Source organism: Gemmata sp., from assembly GCF_051859125.1.
In the GTDB taxonomy this organism is placed as follows: Bacteria; Planctomycetota; Planctomycetia; order Gemmatales; family Gemmataceae; genus Gemmata.
Genome location: NZ_JBHYGG010000036.1, coordinates 1 through 20,796, shown reverse-complemented (window position 1 = coordinate 20,796; position 20,796 = coordinate 1). Strand labels below are relative to the sequence as shown.

The 20,796-nt window shown below is 71.4% G+C and carries 10 protein-coding genes; 6 read left to right on the top strand and 4 right to left on the bottom strand.

All coding sequences use genetic code 11. From position 1 onward, the window contains the following. Positions 1 to 7 precede the first annotated feature (7 nt). A complete protein-coding gene (locus ACTIGN_RS05210; protein ID WP_439621746.1) occupies positions 8 to 3,949 on the bottom strand; it encodes a hypothetical protein in 3,942 nt (1,313 codons plus the stop codon). 125 nt (positions 3,950 to 4,074) lie between these two features. Here ACTIGN_RS05210 and purN point away from each other — a divergent pair, with 125 nt between their 5' ends. The 4 genes from purN (at position 4,075) to ACTIGN_RS05190 (ending at position 10,988) form a co-directional block, all read left to right on the top strand. Continuing rightward, positions 4,075 to 4,764 (top strand): phosphoribosylglycinamide formyltransferase, encoded by a 690-nt coding sequence (gene purN, locus ACTIGN_RS05205; RefSeq protein ID WP_439621745.1) that lies wholly within the window; start codon positions 4,075 to 4,077, stop codon positions 4,762 to 4,764. A 5-nt stretch (positions 4,765 to 4,769) separates the two neighbouring features. Next, on the top strand, positions 4,770 to 5,711 hold the full coding sequence (locus ACTIGN_RS05200; protein ID WP_439621744.1) for a prenyltransferase/squalene oxidase repeat-containing protein: 942 nt from the start codon (positions 4,770 to 4,772) through the stop codon (positions 5,709 to 5,711). 119 nt (positions 5,712 to 5,830) lie between these two features. Next, the gene (locus tag ACTIGN_RS05195) at positions 5,831 to 7,213 is read left to right on the top strand and encodes an efflux RND transporter periplasmic adaptor subunit (protein ID WP_439621743.1); all 1,383 of its coding nucleotides are present in this window, start codon (positions 5,831 to 5,833) and stop codon (positions 7,211 to 7,213) included. Between the two features lie 109 nt (positions 7,214 to 7,322). Further along, positions 7,323 to 10,988 carry an efflux RND transporter permease subunit gene (locus ACTIGN_RS05190; protein WP_439621742.1) on the top strand — a complete coding sequence of 1,222 codons (3,666 nt, stop codon included), beginning with the start codon at positions 7,323 to 7,325 and terminating at the stop codon, positions 10,986 to 10,988. A 397-nt stretch (positions 10,989 to 11,385) separates the two neighbouring features. On the opposite strand, the gene ACTIGN_RS05185 is transcribed toward ACTIGN_RS05190, so the two are convergent. The 3 genes from ACTIGN_RS05185 to ACTIGN_RS05175 all read right to left on the bottom strand — a co-directional run bounded on the left by ACTIGN_RS05185 (position 11,386) and on the right by ACTIGN_RS05175 (position 16,718). Further along, positions 11,386 to 12,726, bottom strand: a complete 1,341-nt coding sequence (locus tag ACTIGN_RS05185; RefSeq protein WP_439621741.1) for a DUF1552 domain-containing protein — start codon at positions 12,724 to 12,726, stop codon at positions 11,386 to 11,388. A gap of 162 nt (positions 12,727 to 12,888) precedes the next feature. Next, a complete protein-coding gene (locus ACTIGN_RS05180) occupies positions 12,889 to 15,360 on the bottom strand; it encodes a DUF1592 domain-containing protein (protein ID WP_439621740.1) in 2,472 nt (823 codons plus the stop codon). Between the two features lie 101 nt (positions 15,361 to 15,461). Beyond that, positions 15,462 to 16,718 (bottom strand): hypothetical protein, encoded by a 1,257-nt coding sequence (locus ACTIGN_RS05175; protein ID WP_439621739.1) that lies wholly within the window; start codon positions 16,716 to 16,718, stop codon positions 15,462 to 15,464. A 396-nt stretch (positions 16,719 to 17,114) separates the two neighbouring features. On the opposite strand from ACTIGN_RS05175, the gene ACTIGN_RS05170 reads away from it, so the two are divergent. Together ACTIGN_RS05170 and ACTIGN_RS05165 are read left to right on the top strand one after the other, a co-directional pair. Continuing rightward, the gene (locus ACTIGN_RS05170; RefSeq protein ID WP_439621738.1) at positions 17,115 to 19,853 is read left to right on the top strand and encodes a bifunctional acetate--CoA ligase family protein/GNAT family N-acetyltransferase; all 2,739 of its coding nucleotides are present in this window, start codon (positions 17,115 to 17,117) and stop codon (positions 19,851 to 19,853) included. A 430-nt stretch (positions 19,854 to 20,283) separates the two neighbouring features. Then, a complete protein-coding gene (locus tag ACTIGN_RS05165; protein ID WP_439621737.1) occupies positions 20,284 to 20,661 on the top strand; it encodes a TraR/DksA family transcriptional regulator in 378 nt (125 codons plus the stop codon). Positions 20,662 to 20,796 lie beyond the last annotated feature (135 nt).

Sequence of the window (20,796 nt, the reverse complement as noted above, 5' to 3'; positions counted from 1 at the left end):
CTGAGGACTAATCGATGGGCTTGTCCCAGTCGGCGAGTTGCCGGCGGAGCTCGTCGAAGTTGAGCGCCTCGGACGGCCGCGGGTCGGTCGGTTCGCCCAGTTCGCGGGTCCGCTTCGCCCGCAGCGACTCTTCGAGCCGGCGCACCCACGCGGGCACGTCGAGCCCCACCCCGCTGACGTTCTCGGCGAGCGGTTCCACGGCCGCGGCGAGCCGCACGAACGCCGGGTTCGCCTCGCCCTCCCCGCTCCGGGCCGCCTCGGCCGCGGGCGCGACGCGGGCCGCGGCCTGGTCGATCTCCAGCGGCAGCAGGAACCGCTCCTCGACGCGGTCGCGGATGGTGCGGAGCTTCACGCCGTACCGCGTCTCGAGCGCGCCGAGGCGGTCGATCAGGTCCTCGGCGAGGCCCGCGGTCTTGTCCGCGATGAACTCGCGCCACTTCTCGGCGAGCGCGTCGTTCCCCCGCTTGCACAGCACCTCGTGCGCGAGCGCCAGCGGCCGCATCCGCCAGGCGTACCGGTCGTACCGCACCTTCACCCGCAGGAAGTCGAGCAGGATGTGGATGTTCTCGCCGTAGTCCGACTGCGTGGTCGTCGTGTTGTAGTCGCGGTACTCCTCGTAGTGCTCGACGAGCGCCTGGAGCACCACCTCGGCGGACCGGGCGGTGCGGTTGCGGTCGACGTTGCCCCCGGCCCACTCCTCGATCAGCTTCGGCCGCTTGTCGTGCTCGTCGCGCTCGACCTCGTGGTCGAGCCACGCCGCGACCCCGCGGGCGAGGATGCCCCGCATGTTCGACAGGCCCAGGAACGGCACGGTGAACAGGTCGCTGCCGTACTTCTTCACGAACCCCCGCACCGGGTCCCAGTCGTCGTCGTCGGTGACCGACTCCAGCACCGACAGCCGCAGCGACTGGCTGTGCTGGACCCACAGTTCCTGGAACGACTCGGCGAGCTGGAACAGCATTCCCGAGAGCGGGCCGTCCGGCCCGGCGTCCTCGCCCCAGTCCGCGGCCGCGACGAGCAGCGTCTCGACGACGCCGTTCAGCGCCGTGCGGAAGAGCTGGTCGAAGCTGCTGACCCGGCGGCCCTCGGGCGGGTTGTTCCACTCCATCTGCCGGGCGAGCTTAGTCAGGTGGAACGTCTCGCGGAGCAGCCCGAGCCGCGGGAGGCGGGTGAGCATGTCTTCGAGGACGTGCAGCGCCGTCTGGGCGCGGAGCACCTCGTGCGGCTTGCCGCCGTCGGACGGGGGACAGTACAGCAGCGGCTCGGTGCGGAACAGGCCGACGAACGCGGGGAGCACCGACCGCACCCCGTTGGCGTCGCCGCGGCCGATCGCGCGCTCCATCCGCACCAGCAGCGTCTCCCACGGCGGCGCGCCGCCCGAGCGGTCGGCCTTCCCCGGCCCGGCCGGCAGCTCGGGGCCGGCCGCCAGCACCGCCGCGAGGGCGCGGGCCGCGCGGGTCGTCTCGACGCACGCCGACACGCCCAGTTCGAGGAGGTGCCCGCGGAGCGCCCGGCGGCGGTCGAACTCGATCATCCCCTCGTGGCCCGTGGTCGGGTCCGGCACGACGATCGCCGTCACGCGGTCGAGGAACCCGACGAGAGCGGCGTGCGTGCGGTGCGCGTTCGCGAGCCAGCCCGCGACCGCGTCCTGTCCGGCGGCGTCGGCCCGGGGCCACAGGTCGGGCCGGGCCGCGAGCCGCCACAGCTTGGCGACCGCGTGCAGGAACCGGAGCCGCTCCTCCAGCGAGTCGGCCTCGGCCTCGAGCGGGAAGTCGTGCCCGGCCCCCTTGGGTTCGCCGGCCCCGCCCGCGACCGAGCTGTCCTCGCCGTCGTCGGTCGAGTCCTTGTACGTCACCCCTTCATAGGCCGACTCGTACTCCGAGCCCTCGCTCTCGTCGTCCTCGCCCTTGGTGCCCGTGGCTTCGAGCCACGCGGCGGGGTTCAGCCAGTCCTCGCTCGCGTTCGCCTCCAGCAACTCGAAGAACCGGCGGACGAGCGAGGCGCGGGCCGGGGCCGGCACCACCTCGGCCGACGCGACGGACCGCACCCACCGCTCGCACAGCGCCTCGAACGACGCCGACGGGTCTTCGAGCGGGACGGTCTCGCCCTCCGAGAGCCACGTCATGAGCAGCGCGGTCGCCGCCCGGTACTCCTGGCGGACGATGAGCGGCTCGATCACCTGTGCGAACGCGGCCGGGCTGGTGAACCCCTCGCGGTGGTCGCGCCAGAACGCCACGTCGTTCGACGCGGGGGTCCGCTTCGCCCACGCGGTCAGCGACGCCGCGACGTGGGCCGCGGCGTCGGCCCGCTCGCCGCCGACGACCCGCGGCATGTCGCTGACGGTGGACGTGGCGTAACGGTCCCACCACGCGGCGAACTCGCGCATGTTCGCGGCGAGCGCCTCGCGGGTGGCCCCGTCGCCGGCCACGGCCGCGGCCGCGACCGCTTTCGCGTACAGGTCGAACTGGCGGCCGACCTGGTGCGTCAGCTCCTCGGCCCGCGGGTCGCGGACCGTGTCCTCGCGGCCGGGGAAGATCGGGAACAGCCCCTGGTACCCGAGGACGTTCCACGGGTCGATGAGCGCCCCGCAGTCGATCCCGCGGCGGAGCAGGTCCTCCACCTCGCGGAGCAGTGTCGCGGCAACTTCGGGCTTGTTCCGGTCGGCGGCGAACCCGGCCTCGGTCTGGCGGATGCGGACCTCGGTCCCGAACCGCACGGCCGGGGCGGAGATCTTCGCGGCCCGGGTCCGCGCCGCGGCCGGGTAGCCCATCGCGGCGTAGAGCTGCGCGAGCCGGCGGTCCTGGAGGTGCGACGCCCGTTGCGTGGCGATGGCCTGGTTCAGGTACTGCCGCACGCCGGCGAACGCCTGCTGCCGCTTCTCGGCCTCGGCCCGGAGCCGGTCCCCGTGCGAGCCGGGGAGCGTCTTCAGGAGCCGCTGGTAAAACCCGTCGCGGTACCGGGCGATCCGCGGCACGAGCTTCGAGAGCGTAACGGTCGAGTCGTGGAACGCCGGCCCCGACCCGCTGACGCCCGCGCCCATCAGGATCGTGCCGGCCAGGACCGCGGCCGCCTCGAACAGCCGCTCGGCGGGGTCGGAGTACCCGGGCGTGCCGGCGGGCTCGCCCTGCGGGTTCACCCAGGTCAGGAGCGTGTCGAGGGTCATCTGCCGCAGCACGAACCGGCGGTAGTACCCGCGGCCGTCGATGGTGTGCGGGTCCCACTCGCCGAACAGCACGTTCGGCCGCTTGTTCACCGGGTGGAAGTGGTCGTGCGCCCGCGGGTCGAACGCCAGTTCGTCGAGGTGGTCGGGGGTGAAGCTGGCCTCGTCGAGCAGCACCGGGTCGGTCTTGGCGAGCAACTCGATCGCGGTGCGGACGACGTCGGCGTAGCGGCCCGGGGCCACGCCCGCGCCCTTGAGGTAGACAGGGACGGGCCGCACCTTTTCGTGCGGGTAGAACTCCGTGTTCGGGCGGGTCTCGAGGACCGCGATGGGCCGGTAGCCGACGTAGTCGTTCAGGAAGGTGATTGCACCACTCACGAGCCGGTCGGCGTCGTCCCACGGCGGCCCCTGCCTCAGCACGGCCTCGCAGGCCCGCGCCAGGAAGAAGGGCACGAAGAGTTCCGCGTCCGGCTGGTGGGCGAGCAGGTCGGCGTGGTGCGCCCGGTACGCGGCCGGGAGCCGGCCGAGCGCCGCGGCGAGGACGCCGCGGGCCTGTGTCGCGTCGCGGAACGCGGGCGAGCCCGACGCCTCGAGTTCCCCGAGCGACTGGGCGAGCCAGCGGTGCAGCGCGTCCCACGGCCGCGCCTGGCCGGCGGCCGCGAGGAACCCGATCGCGTCGGCGATGCCCCTCTGGAATTTGGCGTCCGGGCGACCGTCGGAAAAGTTAAGGTATCCCAGCACCTTGGCCGGGTCCGTCTTCCGGGACAGTTCGTGGAAGATGCCATCCATCCGCGGGCCGTTCCTTTCCGCCCCCGGTTGTCGCACCGGGCAATCCCTTTCAGCATAAAACAACCGCGGCCGAAATACACTACCACCCGCCGGGACCGGTGCGGGTTTCCCAGGAGCGCCCGCCGATGCCCGCACGCCCCCGCCTGGTCGCCCTGATCTCGGGCGGCGGGACGACGCTCCAGAACTTGATCGACCGCACGGCGACGGGCCGCCTCGGAGTCGAGGTCGTCGGCGTCGTCTCCAGCAAGGCCGGGGCGTTCGGCGTCGAGCGGGCGCGCCGCGCGGGGATTCCTTTCGCAATCGTTGAGCGGGGAAGCGGCCGGGCAGGAGGGGGAGAGGGGGAGACAAACGCGCTTCCTGTCTCCGTATCACCCCCTCTCCCCCTCTCCCCCTCGTTCCCCGAACGCGTCTGGACCGCGGTCCGCGAGTTCAATCCCGACCTCGTGGTCCTCGCCGGGTGGCTGCACCTGCTCCCGATCCCCGCGGAGTTCCGCCACAAAGTGCTGAACATCCACCCCGCCCTGCTCCCGGCGTTCGGCGGCAAGGGGATGTACGGCCGCCACGTCCACGAGGCGGTGCTGGCGTACGGAGCGAAGGTCAGCGGTTGCACCGTCCACTTTGCCGACGACACCTACGACACGGGGCCGATCGTCGTGCAGCGGAGCGTGCCGGTGGAGGAGGGCGACACGCCCGACGCCCTGGCCGCCCGCGTGTTCGAAGCGGAGTGCGAGGCGTACCCTGAAGCCATCGAGCTGGTCGCCGCCGGGCGGGTCCGCGTCGAGGGCCGGCGGGTCGCGATCGCCCCGCGAGGATGAAGACCATGGACGCGGAACCGTACCTGACGCGGCTCACCAACCGGCTCCTCGACGGGATCGAGAAGCTCCCGGCCGAGGTGCGCGAGCGGAACACGACGTACCTGCTCGAAGCCCAGAACGCCGACGGCGGGTTCTCGGGCCGCGAGGGCGGGTCGGACCTCTACTACACCGGGTTCGCGCTGCGGTCGCTCGCCGTGCTGCAGGCCCTGAACCCCACCGTCTGCGAGAAGGCAGCCGGGTTCATCCGCCAGAAGATGCTCGGCACCGCGGGGGTCGTCGACTTCTTCTCGCTCGTCGTGAGCTGTTACCTTGTGCCGCTCGGCGGCGGGCCGGACGTGCTCGCGAGCGCCCCGGCCGACTGGCGGGACCGCGTCGCGGCGGCGCTCGAGACGTTCCGCACCCCCGACGGCGGCTACGGGAAGACCCCCGGCGCGCCCCACGGCAGCACCTACACGAGCTTCCTCGTTGTGCTGTGCCAGCAGCTCCTCGACCGGCCCACGCCCGGGCCCGAGCGGCTCGCGGCGTTCGTGAAGTCGCGGCGGCGTCCGGACCACGGGTACGTCGAGATCTCGGCCATGAAGCGGAGCGGCACCAACCCCACCGCGGCCGGCGTCGGCGTCCTCCAGATCCTCGGCGAACTCGACGACGACGCAGGCACCGGGACCGCGAACTTTCTGGCCGCGCTGGTGTCTCCGTTCGAGGGCGGGTTGCGGGCCAACGACCGCATCCCGGCGGCCGACCTGCTCTCCACCTTCACCGGCGGGTGGTCGCTGGACCAGTTGGGGGCCGCGGACCGGCTCGACTGGGCCGCCGTGCGGGGGTACGCGGCGGAGTGCGAGCGGCCGATCGGCGGGTTCCGCGGGGGCCTGTGGGACGACCGCACCGACGTCGAGTACACCTTCTACGGCCTCGGCGCGCTCGCCCTCGCGGCCCTGTACGGCGGCTGACAGCCCCGGCCGTTCCCCCGGTACCGGGGCTCCGCGCCCGCGTGTAAGCCCGCCCGGCCCGCCGGGTATCTGCTTTGCTGGGGTGTGTTTCGCCCTTTTGTTTCGTTCCGAGTGAGTAAATGCCGCTCCACCGCATCGTCGCACTCGCCGGCCTCGTTGCCCTCGTCGCCGCCGTCGGTTGCAACCGCGCGAAGCCCGGACCGCCGGCCCCAAAGCCGCCGGCCGTGACCGTCGTTCGCCCCGGGACGGCCCCGGTCAGCGACGCCTACGAGTACAACGGGAACCTCGACGCGATCGAGACCGTCGAGGTCCGCGCCCGGGTGAAGGGGTACCTCACCAAGGTGAACTTCACCGGCGGCAAGGAGATCGCCAAGGACACGCTCCTCTACGAGATCGACAAGCGCGAGTACCTCACGGCCCAGAGCAAGGCGAAGGCCGAGGTCGCCAAGGCGCGGGCCGACGCGGCCAAGGCGGCGGCCGACATCCAGAACTGGGAGGCCCAGATCGAGTTCGCCCGGGCCGAGTTGAAGCGGATCGAGGAGGGCGTCAGCAAGGCCGTCGGGTCCCGGAACGACCTGGAGAAGGCCCAGGCCACGCTCGACGTGAACAAGGCCCAGCACACCGCGTCGAGGGCCGCCCGCGAGGCGGCGCTGGCCGCCGTCGAGTCGGCCGAGGCCGCCCTCCACACCACCGAGATCCAGCTCGGGTACACCGAGATCCGCTCGAAGATCGCCGGGCAGATCGGCCACACCATCGTGGACGAGGGGAACCTCGTCGGCCAGAGCGACCCGACGCTGCTCAACGTCATGATCCGCGTCGACCACCTGTACGTGTACTTCGACGTGCCCGAGAAGGACATGCTCGAGTACCTGCGGGAGGCCGAGAGGCTCGGGCTCCCGCACCCCCCGACCGGCCGGGTCCCCATGCTCATCCGGGTGCCCGGCCCGGACACGACGTGGTTCCCGGGCGAGATCGACTACGTCGAGGCCCGGATCAACACCAACACGGGCACGGTCCGCGCCCGCGGGGTCATGCCCAACCCGTACCGGCAGTCGTCCGAGGTGCGGGTGTTCTTCCCGGGCGAGTACGTCCAGGTGAAGGTGCCCAAGGGCCCGCCGCGGCCCCAGCTCGTGCTCCCCGAGGACGCCGTGATGACGGGCCAGGAGGGCCGGTACCTGTACGTCGTGGGGGCGAACAACGTGGTCGAGAAGCGGATCGTCACGCTCGGCCCGTCGGTGTGGAAGGCCCCGCCGCCCGAGCCGGGCGTGGTGGCCCCGAGCTGGACGCTGGTGAACCCGACCCCGCCGCCCCCCCCCGAGAAGGGGCCGCCGGTCCCGGCCCGCCGGCCGGTCCGCTCCATGATCGCGGTCACGGCCGGCCTCAAGCCCGACGACCGCGTCATCGTCGACGGCCTCCAGCGGTCCCGGCCGGGCGCGCCCGTCGCGCCCGAGGAGTGGGCCATGCACCCGCCCGCCCCGGCGGCCCCGTCCCCCAAGAAGTGACACCTTCGGCGAGCCGGGAGCGTAGAGAACGGCCCTCCGGTCGCTCACGCTCCCGGCTCGCCCGAGGCCGGCTTCACGCTCACCCGCTCACGTCACCGGACCAACCCGAATGATCTCGCGCTTCTTCATCGACCGGCCGATCTTCGCGAACGTGATCGCCATCGTCACGCTCCTGTTCGGCACCGTCGCGCTCTACAAGCTCCCGGTCGAGCGGTACCCCTCGATCACCCCCCCGACCGTGCAGGTGACCACGAACTACCCGGGCGCGAACGCCAAGGTCGTGGCCGACACCGTCGCCGCGCCGATCGAGCAGCAGATCAACGGCGTCGAGAACATGATGTACATGTCCTCGACGAGTTCCTCCGACGGGTCGTACAGCCTCACCATTACGTTCGAGATCGGCACCAACCTCGAAGAGGCGCAGGTGCTCGTGCAGAACCGCGTCGCCATCGCCGAGCCGCAACTGCCCGAGGAGGTGCGGCGGCAGGGCGTGTCGGTGAAGAAGCAGTCGTCGAACATCATCATGGCGATCTCGCTCACGTCGCCGCCCCCGAAGTCCGCGTTCGACCTGACGCTCGACCCCGCGGGGCTCGCCGACCGCGGCCGCGGGGTCACGGCCGACGAGGCCCTGGCCGCGGTCCGCACCGCCGGCGGCACGGGCGGGGTGAAGGTCGAGCCGCACGCCGACGCGAAGCCCGGGTTCTACCGGGTCAGCACGCCCGACGGGTTCGCCCCCGACGGCCCCGCCGGGGCCGACAAGCTCCGCGCCGTGGTGGTCAAAAAGGGGCCGGACGGCACGTCGGCCGTGCCGCTCAGCGACGTGGCCCGCGTGGACCCGCTCCCCGGCGCGTTCGACGGCCTGTTCCTCTCGAACTACGCGACCCTCAAGCTCCGCGACGAGTTGAGCCGGGTCGCCGGGGTCGGCGACATCGCGGTCCGCGGGGTCGGCGCGTACGCCATGCGGGTCTGGCTCGACCCGGACAAGCTCGCGGCCCGCGACATCACCACCCAGGAGGTGACCGCGGCGCTCGCGCGGCAGAACGTGCAGGTCGCCGCCGGGCAGGTCGGGCAGCCCCCGAACCCGTCCGGGCAGCGGTTCCAGCTCACGGTGAACACCCTCGGGCGGCTCAGCGACCCGAGCCAGTTCCGGGAGATCATCGTGCGGTCCGGCGGGGGCGGGCAGCCCGTGTACCTGCGGGACGTGGCCGAGGTCGAACTCGGCGCGCAGACGTACGACTCGTTCTCGTCCCGGAGCGGGTTCGCGGCCGCCAACCTGCTCGTGTACCAGCTCCCCAACTCGAACGCACTGGACGTGGCCGCCCGGGTCCGGGCCGCGATGGAGAAGGTCAAGCCGTCGCTCCCCCCGGGGGTCGAGTACAGCATCCCGTTCGACACGACCAAGTTCGTGGAGTCGGCGATCCACGAGGTGTACGTCACCCTCGGCGAGGCCGGGGTGCTCGTGCTCATCGTGATCCTCATCTTCCTCCAGAGCTGGCGGGCGCTGTTCGTGCCGGCGACGACGGTGCCGATCACCATCATCGGCGCGTTCGCGTTCATGCCGTTCCTCGGGTTCTCGATCAACCTGCTGACCCTGTTCGGGCTGATCCTCGCGATCGGCATCGTGGTGGACGACGCGATCGTGATCGTGGAGAACGCCAGCCACCACATCGAGCAGGGGCTCGCGCCCCGCGAGGCGACCATCAAGGCGATGGACGAGGTGACCGGGCCGGTCATCTCCATCACCCTGGTGCTCATGGCCGTGTTCATCCCGACGGCGTTCCTCAGCGGGATCACCGGCGAGATGTACCGGCAGTTCGCGCTGACCATCGCGGCGACCGCCCTCATCAGCGCCGTCAACGCGCTGACGCTGAAGCCCGCCCAGTGCGCCCTGTGGCTCAAGCCGGTCGCCAAGAAGAACGTGTTCACCCGCCTGTTCGACGCCGTGTACCGCCCGGTCGAGCGGGTGTACGCCTGGTCGGTCCGGCAGCTCCTGAAGGTGTGGCCGGTGGTGCTGCTCGTGTTCGTCGGCGTGGCGGGCGTCACCGGGGTGCTGTACCAGAAGACCCCGACCGGGTTCCTCCCGGTCGAGGACCAGGGGTACATCATCATCGCCGCGCAGCTCCCGGACTCGGCCTCGCTGGACCGCACGAACGAGCTGGTGGACAAGATCAACACCGCGTTCCGGAACACCCCCGGGGTCGAGAACTGGTTCGTCCTGGGCGGGTTCTCGCTCCTCGACGGCACCGCCGCCCCGAACGCCGCGACCGCGTTCATCGCCTGGAAGGACTGGAAGGAGCGGACCACCCCGGACCTCCAGCAGGAGGTGCTGGTGAAGCGGGTCGAGGCCGAACTCGGGAGTATGCGCGAGGCGTTCACGCTGGTGCTGGTGCCGCCGTCGATCCAGGGGCTCGGGTTCGCCGGCGGGTTCCAGATGCAGATCGAGGACCGCGAGGGCGTCGGGCTCGACGTGCTCCAGGAGCGGACCCAGGCGATCATGATGGACGTCATGGCCCGGCAGCAAGCGGCCGCCGGCGACGCGCCGAAGCCGGGCGGCCTCCAGGCCATGTTCCAGCCGGCGGCCCGGCCCAGTTCCGTGGCCTACGCGCGGACCCTGTTCCGGGCCGGGGTGCCGCAGGTGTACCTGAACATCGACCGGCAGAAGGCCGAGAAAATGGGCGTGAAGATGAACGACGTGTTCGCCACGCTCCAGACGAACCTGGGCTCGGTGTACGTGAACGACTTCAACAAGTTCGGCCGCACCTACCAGGTGCGGGTGCAGGCCGACGCGCGCTTCCGGGCCGACCCGTCGGTCATCAAGCGGCTCGAGGTGCCCGGCCGCGAGGACGCGGTGGGCACCGACGGCAAGTCGCTGCCGCGGCCGCGGGTGCCCCTGGGCACGCTGCTCTCGGACGAGGTCCAGGTCGGCCCGCAGTCCATCATCCGGTACAACCTGTACCCGACGGCCCAGCTCCAGGGGCAGGCGGCCGAGGGGGCCAGCTCCGGCGACGCGCTCCGGGAGATGGAGGAGATCGCGGACCGGGCGCTGCCCGCGACGATGGGGTACGAGTGGAGCGGGATCTCGTTCCAGGAGAAGCGGGTCAGCGGCGAGGCGGTGCTGGTCTACGGGCTGGCCGTGTTCCTCGTGTACCTCGTCCTCGCGGCCCAGTACGAGAGCTGGCTGCTCCCGTTCGCGGTGATCCTCGTGGTGCCGCTCGGGCTGCTCGGCGTCGTCGGGGCGGTGCAGATCCGCGGGTTCGACAACAACATCTACACGCAGATCGGCATCGTGCTCATCATCGCGCTGGCGAGCAAGAACGCGATCCTGATCGTGGAGTTCGCCCGCGAGCTGCGGCTGGCCGGGCGGAGCATCCACGGGGCCGCGGCCGAGGCCGCCCGGATGCGGTTCCGGCCGATCATCATGACCAGCTTCGCGTTCATCCTCGGCGTCGCGCCGCTGGTGTTCGCGACCGGGGCCGGGGCCGCGAGCCGCCAGGCGCTGGGCACGGCGGTGTTCGGCGGGATGATCACCTCGACGGTCCTCGCGGTGTTCTTCGTGCCGGTGTTCTACGTCGCGATCCAGTGGCTGATCGAGTTGAAGAACGGCCCGCCGAAGCTGCGGCCGGGCGAGGTCATTCACGTTCACCTGGAAGCCGAGCACGGGCACCGAGCCGTCGCACCCGCTCCGGTGGAGGTCGCTCCGCCCCCGGCCGCACCCGAGCCGCCGCCCGAGCCGACCGCACCTCCGGCGGTTGCACCGGACCCGAAGGTCGAGTAAGCTCGTGTCGTTTTCGGGCGCGAGTCCAGCTCGTTGCTCTGCAACAGGGTGATGATGCGTCACCCGAGCGTTTGCCTTGCGATGCGACCCGGGGAAGGCTGTTCCAGCACCGCTTGCGGGCGATCTGCTTGAACAAGTTCGGCCGACTGGGACAACCTCGCGGGTCGCGGTTCGGCCGAACTTGTTCAAGCAGATCGCCCGGCGGTGCCGTGAGCCTTCCGCGGACCAGGTCTTGAAGTGGACAGCCCGAAGACGCAGCCGGGCCGCGGGGTTCACCCGCGGCCCGGTGTCGTTCAAGGTAGGTCACTCGCTCCGCGAGTGACACCAACCGCGCTACGCGGCTCACCGGATCCCCCAACCGCGCCGGGGCGCGACTCACGGAGTGAGTCGCCCACCTTCACCCCAGGTCGGCGAGCTTGCCGGTGCTGTCGCCGAGGTTCGACAGCTTCACGTCCATCCGGTCGAGCATCGAGAGCCACAGGTTGTTGAGCGGCGTCTCCTTCGCGTAGCGGACGTGGCGGCCGGTCTTGATGGTGCCGCACCCCTTCCCCGCGACCAGGATCGGCAGGTCGTCGTGGTTGTGGGCGTTGCCGTCGCTGTTGCCGCTGCCGAACGCGATCATGGAGTGGTCGAGGAGCGTGCCGTCGCCCTCCTTGATCCCCTTGAGCTTCGTGAGCAGGTACGCGAGCTGGGTGGTGTGGAACTTGTTGATGTCGCGGATCTTCGCCCGCTTCTCGGGCTTGTTGTCGTGGTGCGACAGCTCGTGGTGCGCCTCGGGCACGCCGACCATCGGGTACGTCTTGTTGCTCCCCTCGTTGGCCAGCACGAACGTGACCACCCGCGTCACGTCGGTCTGGAACGCGAGGGCGATGAGGTCGTACTGCAGCTTGACGTGCTCCTCGTAGTTGGCGGGGATGCCGGTGGGAGCCTTGTAGTCGGGCGTCTTCACCGGCGGCATCTTCTCGGCCCGCTCGATCCGAAGTTCCACGTCGCGGACGGCCGAGAAGTACTCGTCGAGCTTCCGCTTGTCGTTCGCCCCGAGCTTCTGTTCGAGCTCCTTCGAGTCGTCGCGGACGAAGTCGAGGACGCTGCGGCGGCGGGCGTCCTGCTTCTGCCGCTCGCCGTCGGGCTTGGTGGCGAACAGTCGCTCGAAGACGATCTTCGGGTTCACTTCCTTCGGCAGCGGCTGGGTGGCCGACCGCCACGACATGGTGGACGAGTACACGCAGCTGTACCCCGAGTCGCAGTTCCCGGCCATGCCGCCGTGCTCGCCGCCGAGTTCGAGCGACGGGAGCCGGGTCTTGTCGGCGAGCCGGGCCGCGGCGACCTGGTCGACCGAGATGCCGGCGCGGATGTCCACGCCGTCGGTCTTCTTGGGCTGAGCGCCGGTGAGGAACGCCCCGAGCGCGCGGGCGTGGTCGCCGCCGCCGTCGCCGTGCGCACGGGCCTTGTCGGCGGTAAGGCCGGTGAGGACGAGCAGGTCGTCCTTCACCGCCTTGAGCGGCTCCAGGATCGGCGTCAGCTCGAAGTCCTTACCTTCGGCCTTCGGCGTGAAGTCGGGCATGTTCATGCCGTTCGGGACGTAGCAGAAGCACACCCGGTTCGGGGCCGGGTTCTTCGTCTCCGCCCCGGCCGCCCACGCGGTCAGCGGGGCCATCGCCTCCAGCCACGGGAGCGACACCGAGACGCCGAGCCCGCGAAGGGCGGTGCGGCGGGAAATGCGGGCGGTCATGGTCATCTCCGGGTGGGTGGCGAAGAAACCGCAGAGTAGCCACGGATGAACACAGATGAAACACGGATAGAGCCGAGATCACAAACCGGGTGCGTGGACCACTCAGGGTTTCACAACAATGGTTCCGTGCCTTCGTCTGATCCGTGTTTCATCTGTGTTCATCCGTGGCTAATCGTTGATCTTGTCTTTACCGCGGCGCAGGCGGAACGGGTCGCTCTTGACGATTTCGGCGATCAGCACGGACAGCTTGTAGTCGTTCTTCGCGGCCGCGGCGACGACCTGATCGACGGCGCGGCGGTCGTAGTAGTCGAGCCCGCGGCCGAGGCCGTAAGTCATGAGCTTCTCGGTGAGGCACTTCGCGAACAGGTCCTTCTTGCCGAGCAGGATCTGCTTGAGTTCGGTGGGGCCGGTGAACTTCAGGTTCCCGGGGAGTTCGCCCGACGAGTCGATCGCCGCGTCGCCGTCCTTGGTGCGGAACGCGCCGACCGCGTCGAAGTTCTCCAGCCCAAAGCCGAGGCCGTCCATCTTCGCGTGGCAGTTGGCGCACGCGGGGTTCGCCCGGTGCGCTTCCATCTGCTGGCGGAGCGTGCCGGCGGAGACGGGCTTGCCGTCCTTCTCCAGTTCGGGGACGTTCGGCGGCGGCGGGGGCGGTGGGGTGCCGAGGATCTGCTCCAGCACCCAGCGGCCGCGCTTCACGGGGCTGGTGCGGCCGGGGTTCGAGGTCACCGTGAGCACGCTCGCCTGCGTCAGCACGCCGCCGCGGCCGGTGGCGGCGAGGTTCACGCGCACGAACTGCTCGTTGCGGAACGGCTGGCCGCCGGGCCGCTTGCTCTTCGCGTCCTGCCCCACGCGGTTCCCGGCGGTGTCGGCGATGCCGTAGTGCCGGGCGAGCGGGGCGTTCAGGTAGGTGAAATCGGCGTCGAGAACCGTGAGGACGCTGCGGTCCTCGCGAACGATTTCCTCGAAGAACAACTTCGTTTCTTGCACCATCGCGGCCCGGAGCGGCTCGTTGAACTGCGGGAACTTCTTGGCGTCCGGCTGGGCGTTGCGCAGCGGCTGGAGCTGGAGCCACTGCATCACGAAGTGGTCGGTGAGCGTCTTCGCCCGCGGGTCGCAGAGCATGCGCTTCACCTGGGCGTCGAGCTGCGGGGTGAGCTGCTTCTTCGCCGCGAGGTCGAACAGTTCCTGGTCGGGCATCGTCGCCCAGAGGAAGTACGAGAGCCGCGACGCGAGCTGGTACTCGTCGATCGGGTGCGGCTCGGCGCTGGCGGCGCGATCGTCGAGTTCGACGCGGAACAGGAACTTCGGCGAGCACAGCGCCGCCGTCATCGCGAGTTGCATCCCCGCTTCCCACTTCTCGCCCTTCGAGATCACGCTGTCGGCGACCTTGATGAGCCGATCGACCTCGTCCCTCGTTGCGGGCCGACGGTACGCACGGCCCGCGAACCGCTCCAAGACCTGCCGCGACTGCTCGGCCGGCGTGGCCTTCGGGTCGCACGCCAGGAGCTTGTGGTGCGTGGCCGGGCGGCTGTCGAGCGGGCCGTCGAGCGCCATGAATTGCAGGTACACCGTCGGGTTCGGCTCGCCGTCCTCGGGCTTCACCAGGGCGAGCGCCATGCGGTGCAGGCCGGGCACCCCGGTGACCTTCACAGTCTGCTGCTGCGCCTCCTTCTCGGTGCGGGCCTTGACCTCGAGGGTCTGCACGATCCTGTACGGCCGCAGGCCGGCGACGTTGGCCCCCGAGAGTTGCTTGATGTCGTCGTCGGTCGCGAGGCCGGGCGCGGTCTTGTCGCACACCGCCAGTACGGCGACCTTCACGGGCTTGGTGCCGGTCGTCTCGGCGTACAGCCGCGTCCGAAAGGTGAACTCGCCGCTGCCGTTGTCGGGCACCTTGTACGGCGTGTGGACCGGGCCGGTCGCGACGCCGTCCGCCTTCGCGTCGCCGACGGTGATCGCCCGCCAGTTGTTCTTGAGCGGCACCTTGGCGCTCGCCGGCTCGGTGTACTGCCCGCCCTGCCAGCGCGCCGTGACCGGCGGCGGCACCGGAGTGACCGCCTGCCGCATGATCGACTCGGCCGCGGCGAGGTAACGCTCCAGCAGCACCGGCGGGACCGTCAGCACGTCGCCGATGTTGTCGAACCCGTAGCCGACGTCGTCGGACGGGAAGTCCTCGGCGGGGTTGAAGTCCACGCCGACGAGGTCGCGGATTGTGTGGTTGTACTCGTTGCGGTTGAGCCGCCGCATGGTGACGCGGCCCGGGTCGGGCTTCGCGGTCGCGTCGTGCCGGTGGAACGCGCCCTCGACCGCCTTCACGAACGCTTCCTGATCGGCGAGCGCCGGCTTCGGCTTCGACTCGGGCGGCATCTCGCCGGCCTTGAGCACGTCGAGCACCCGCTGCGCCGCCTTGCGGTCCTTCAGCAGCGCCGCCTCGTCGGTGAACTGATCGACGCGGAAGTCGGCCTTCGGCTTGGCCCCGGAGTGGCACCCGGCGCAGTGCGTCTTGAGGAACGCGACGCCGGCGGCGTTAAAGGCGGGCTCGGCCTTCGGTTGTGCGGCAACGGCCGGCGGCTCCGCTTGCTGGGCGAGGCACACGATTGCGCTGAGGAGCGGAATAGCCAACAGGCTTGGACGGAGGCGCATCAGGGGGAACCACGGAGGCGGAGCGGTGCTGGCGGGAACGCAGGCAGTACGTCAAGGATACCACGCGCCGCGGACCCGAGCCACGCAAATTCTGCCGCGCTTCACTTCTTCTTCACGAGCGCTTCCAGCTCGGCGACGCGGGCATTGCCTTCCTTCGCGAGCGGCGAGTTCGGGGCGTCGCCGATGAGCGCGCCCCAGAGGTCGATGGCACGCTTCGCCATCGCGGGCCGGTCCTTCTCGTAGGGCGAGCCGGTCGGGATGCCGTTGATCGCGTAGTCGCCCAGGGAACGCGCCTCGGCGGTGAACTGCTTGCGAAGTTCCGCGACGTCCTCCGCTTCCCACGGCTTCTCGGCCTTCGCCTCGTAGCTCTCCAGCAGTTTGCGGGCGGCCTTCCCCGCGTCGGTGTCGGGCCAGCGCTCGGACACGCCCTTCACGGTCATGAGCCCGCGGTACTCGGTCGCACGCGCCGCGAGCAACTCCTGGCCCTCCTTGAGCAGCGCCTTGGACGCGTCGGCCCGCGACGGCGCGCCGTCCGGCGTCGCTCGGCTCGCGGGGTACTTCTTGGCGAGTGCGGCGCGTGCGTCGGCCCCCTGGTCGAGCCACGCGACCGCCTCGGCCAGGACCGCGGCCGGTGGGACCGTGTGGCCCATCTTCGGCACGGTCCACACCTTCGTGCGGATGCCCAGTTCCTTCCACATCGGCCCCTTCCACCGCTCCACCTCGCCGCGGTTGAAGTCGCTCTCGCCGGTGATGAGCGCGGCGCTCAGGCGGTCGGCGGCGCGGAACCGGAGCCACTGCTCGTCGCGGAGGTCGCCGCCGGCGCACAAGGGGATCACGCCCCCAAAATACTCGGGCAGCGCGAACGCCAGCGAGCACGCGATGCGGCCGCCGCCCGAGATGCCGGTGGTGTAGGTGCGGTCCGGGTCGAGCGGGAGGTGCCGGCGGACGTCGTCGAGGCAGTCGAGGATGACGCGGACCCGCTTCGGGCCGTCCACGTTGTTGCCGGCCCCGCGGACCCCGATGAACACGAACCCCTTGTCCTTGCACAGCGGCTCGAACGCCTTCCACCCGGCCGGTTCGTCGCCCGCCGAGATGAACACGATCGCGGGCAGCGGCTTCTTGACGTCTTTGCGTGCGGGAACGAACAGCTCGTAGCTCTGCTTCGCGGAGTCGTACCCCTTCCCCGCGAGGTCGGCCGGCGGCTCGGCGGGACTCCGGTTGCTGACGAGGTACGCCCAGTCGAGCCGCGTCGGCGCGGACACCGCGACCTTCGGCGTGTACCCCGGGGCCGGCGGTGCGGCCGCTCCGACGAGGGCGGTTGCGAGCGCGAACAGGCCGGCGAGCAATGCGAGACGCATGTGGGCACCTTCGATACGGTGGGCCGGCAGGGGATACCGGATCTCCTGGATTCGCTTTTGTCTGGTGGGGCAGGCATTCTTGCCTGCCTTCGGGCGCGTCGGGAGGCAGGCAAGAATGCCTGCCCCACCAAGGACAACTGAGACCCGCGATCCAGTCGGATTGGGTATGATCGTACACCGCGCGGCGGCCCGTCGGAAGCGAGAAGCCACACGGCGCGCCAACGCGGCCACGGCTGTGCGGGGGCGGCACACCGGGTGTGCGGTTCTGACCGCGGCGGCCGGGTGGCGGTTCCCAAATCGCGTCCGTTGTGGCAGATTGGACACTTCGATACAGGCGCAGCAACTGGCACGACGGGTGCGTTGGGCGTGGCACCCCCTCACGGCGAGACTCACGAAATGGCCGGCACCACCCGCCCGCGGTTCGTCCCCGTTCCGGCCCAGGACAGCGAGGAGCGCGGCCGCCTGATCCTCCGCGACGGGACCGTCGCGCACGTGCGGCCGGCCCGCCCCGGCGACCGCGACGCGCTCACGCGGTTCTTCCGCGACCTGTCGGTGGAGTCGCGGTACCGCCGGTTCATGTCGGCCTCGATGCCGGGGCCGGACCTCATCACCCGGCTGGCGGCCGAGCCGGACCCGCACTCGGCGCTGACGCTCGTGGTCACCCGCGGGACCGAGGCCGACGCCCGGGTCATCGCCACCGGCTCGTACATCGCCCGCGACGCCCGGTCGGCCGAGGTCGCGCTCGCGGTCGCCGACGCGTTCCAGGGAAAGGGGCTCGGCCCGCTGCTGCTGGAGCGGCTCGCGCTGCTCGCGGTGCGGCACGGGTTCGTGCGGTTCTGGGCGGTCACGTCGCTGGACAACACGCCGATGATGCGGGTGTTCCGCGAGTCCGGGTTCGAGGTCCGGGACCAGGTGACCCGCGGGGGGATCGAGATCGACCTGGGCGTCGTGCCGACCGCGGCCAGCGTCGGCCGCGAGGAACTGCGGGACCGGGTCGCGACCGTGGCGTCGCTGGTGCCGTTCTTCCGCCCGAACGCGGTCGCCGTCGTCGGCGCGTCCCGCGACCCCGGGGCCATCGGGCACCGCGTCCTGGAGGGGGCGATCCGGGCCGGGTTCCGCGGCGGGATCTACCCCGTGAACCCGAGGGCCGCGACTGTTGCGGGGCTCCGGGCGTACCCAGCGGCCCGCGACCTCCCCGAGCGGGTCGACCTCGCCGTGATCGCGGTCCCGGCCGTTGCCGTGCTGGGTGCGGTGGACGACTGCGCCGCGGCCGGCGTGCGGGCGGTCGTCGTCCTCACCGCCGGGTTCGCCGAGGTGGGCGGCGACGGGGCCGTGCTCCAGCGGGCGCTGGTCGAGAAGGTCCGCGGGTACGGGATGCGGATGGTCGGGCCGAACTGCCTGGGCGTGCTCAACGCCGACGCCGGGGTGCGGCTCAGCGCCACGTTCGCTCCGACGTTCCCGCCCCCCGGGCGCATCGGGATGTCGTCGCAGAGCGGGGCCGTCGGCCTCGCCGCGATGGGGGCCGCCGCCCGGTACGGGCTCGGGTTCTCCACGTTCGCCAGCGTCGGGAACAAGGCCGACGTCTCGGGCAACGACCTGCTCCAGTACTGGGAGGAGGACCCGAACACCGACGTCGTACTGCTGTACCTGGAGTCGTTCGGGAACCCGCGGCGGTTCGCCCGGATCGCCCGGCGGGTCGGCCGCCGCAAGCCGGTGGTCGTGCTCCAGAGCGGGCTCACGCGGTCCGGGGGCCGCGCGGCCGGGTCGCACACCGCGGCGCTGGCCACGAACGCGACCGCGGTCCAGGCGCTGTTCCGGCAGACGGGTGTGATCCAGGCCGCGTCGCTCGAAGAGATGTTCGACCTCGCGCTGACGCTCGGGAGCCAGCCCGTGCCCCGCGGCCGCCGGGTCTCCATCGTCACCAACGCGGGCGGCCCCGGCGTCCTGAGCGCCGACGCCTGCGAGGCCAGCGGTCTCGCGGTCCCCGAGCCGTCCGTCGCGCTGCGGGACCGGCTCGCGGTGCTGCTCCCCGCGGCCGCGAGCGTCGGGAACCCGATCGACCTCATCGCCGCGGCCGGCCCCGAGGCGTACCGCCGGGCCATCGACGCGGTCCTCACCTCGGGCGAGTTCGACGCCGTCCTCGTCCTGTACACGCCGGTCGGGCTCGCGGAGCCGGGCGACGTGCGGAAGGCGATCGCCTCCGCGGTCGCCGGCGCCCGCGCCGCCGGCGCGACCGGCGTTCCGGTCCTCGCGTGCGTCCTCGACCAGGACGCGGACCGCGGGTTCGTGGAGTGCCCCGGCGAGCGGGTCCCGTGCTACCCGTTCCCCGAGACCCCCGCCCGCGTGCTCGGCAAGGTCGCCGCCTACGGCGCGTGGCGCGACCAGCCCGACGGAGCGTACCCGGACTTCCCGGACCTGCACCTCGCCATCGCGCAGAGCGTGTGCCGGGAGGTTGCCGCCAAGCGCGGCGGCGACTGGCTCGCGCCCGACGAGGCGCGGGCCGTGCTCGAGGCCGCCGGGCTGCCCCTGGTGCCGACGGAGTTCGCCGGCACCGCCGACGAGGCCGCCGCCGCCGCCGAGCGGGTCGGGTTCCCGGTCGCGGTCAAGCTCGCGTCGCGGCGGATCATTCACAAGAGCGACGTCGGGGGCGTCCACCTCGGCCTGACCACCGCGGCCGGGGTGCGGGCCGCGTTCGCCGACATCCGGGAGACGGTCCGGGGCGGCGACCACCCCGACGCGATGGACGGGGTGACCGTGCAGCCGATGCTCCGCGGCGGCGTCGAGGTGATGGCCGGGGTGACCCACGACCCGCTGTTCGGCCCGCTCGTCGCGTTCGGGCTCGGCGGGGTCCACGTCGAGGTGCTGGGCGACGTGGCGTTCCGCGTGGCCCCGCTCACCGACCGCGACGCGGCCGAGATGGTCCGCGGGATCCGCGGCTTCCGCCTGTTGGAAGGGTACCGCGGGCACCCGCCGGCCGACGTCGCCGCGCTCGAGGAGGCGCTGTTGCGGCTCTCGCGGCTCGCCGAGGAGGTGCCCGAGATCGCGGAGATCGACCTGAACCCGATCTTCGCGTTCCCGCCGGGCGAGGGGTGCCGCGTCGCCGACGCCCGGGTCCGCGTCCGCCCCGTGCGGTGACGCGAGGGGCGGCCGGTCCGCACAGGAGTCGCCCGCGGCGCTCTCCGCACCGGGGCGGAGGTACAGGGCTATCAGCCGCATGACGCCGCCCTGCGGCCAGGGGAACGCCGTCGGCGGTCGAGTCGTATTCGGTGTCATGGTGCGGCTCCCGTCGGCACATGAACTGTTCACATGTTCAAGTGCGCAACGACCGCCCCCGTGTCAAATCGCGATTCGGAGAATTGTGGCCTCGGGCGCGGGATCTCTCCGCGGTGGTGATGCGGCCCCGCACACCTGCCGCACACTCGAAGCCGGGACCGCACACCGCCGGTGCTGCGATCCGCTCCCGGGTTCGAGCGAGCCGCTTGATTCGCCACGTCCGAATGAGGCGCGCCGGTGTGGTACGCGGGTTGCTTTGCAGCACGGTACGCAACACGAACCGGAGACCGCGATGAGCACGCAGCCGCTGACGCTCCAAGAACTGCGCGAGTACCGCCTCCAGCTCCAGACCGCCGCCGACCGCGTCGCCGAGAAGGTCGCGGAACTGGAAGCCGAGGCGCTCCGCCCGGCCGACGGGCCGGTGCGCAACCCCGACCACCAGCCGGCGCACGACGCGGACCTCGCGACCCGCACCGCCGAGGACCGCGCCGCCGTCGCCATCCTGGGGACCGAGCGGGCCATGCAGGGCGAGATCGCCGCGGCCCTGGCCCGGACCGAAGCCGGGGCGTTCGGCCGGTGCGACCGGTGCGGCCGCGGCATCTCCCGCGCCCGCCTCGACGCGGTCCCCTACGCCCGGTTGTGCATCCACTGCGCGAACGAGCCCGAGTAGCGGCCGCACCCGGCGCTGCTCTGTTGAATCGTTCGCCTCACGCGGGCCGCCACGGAGGCCGGCTCCTACAAACCAAAAGCATTAGAGGTTCTTCACGATAGCGGTGGTTGTGGGTAGGATGCCAGCCCTTGCGCC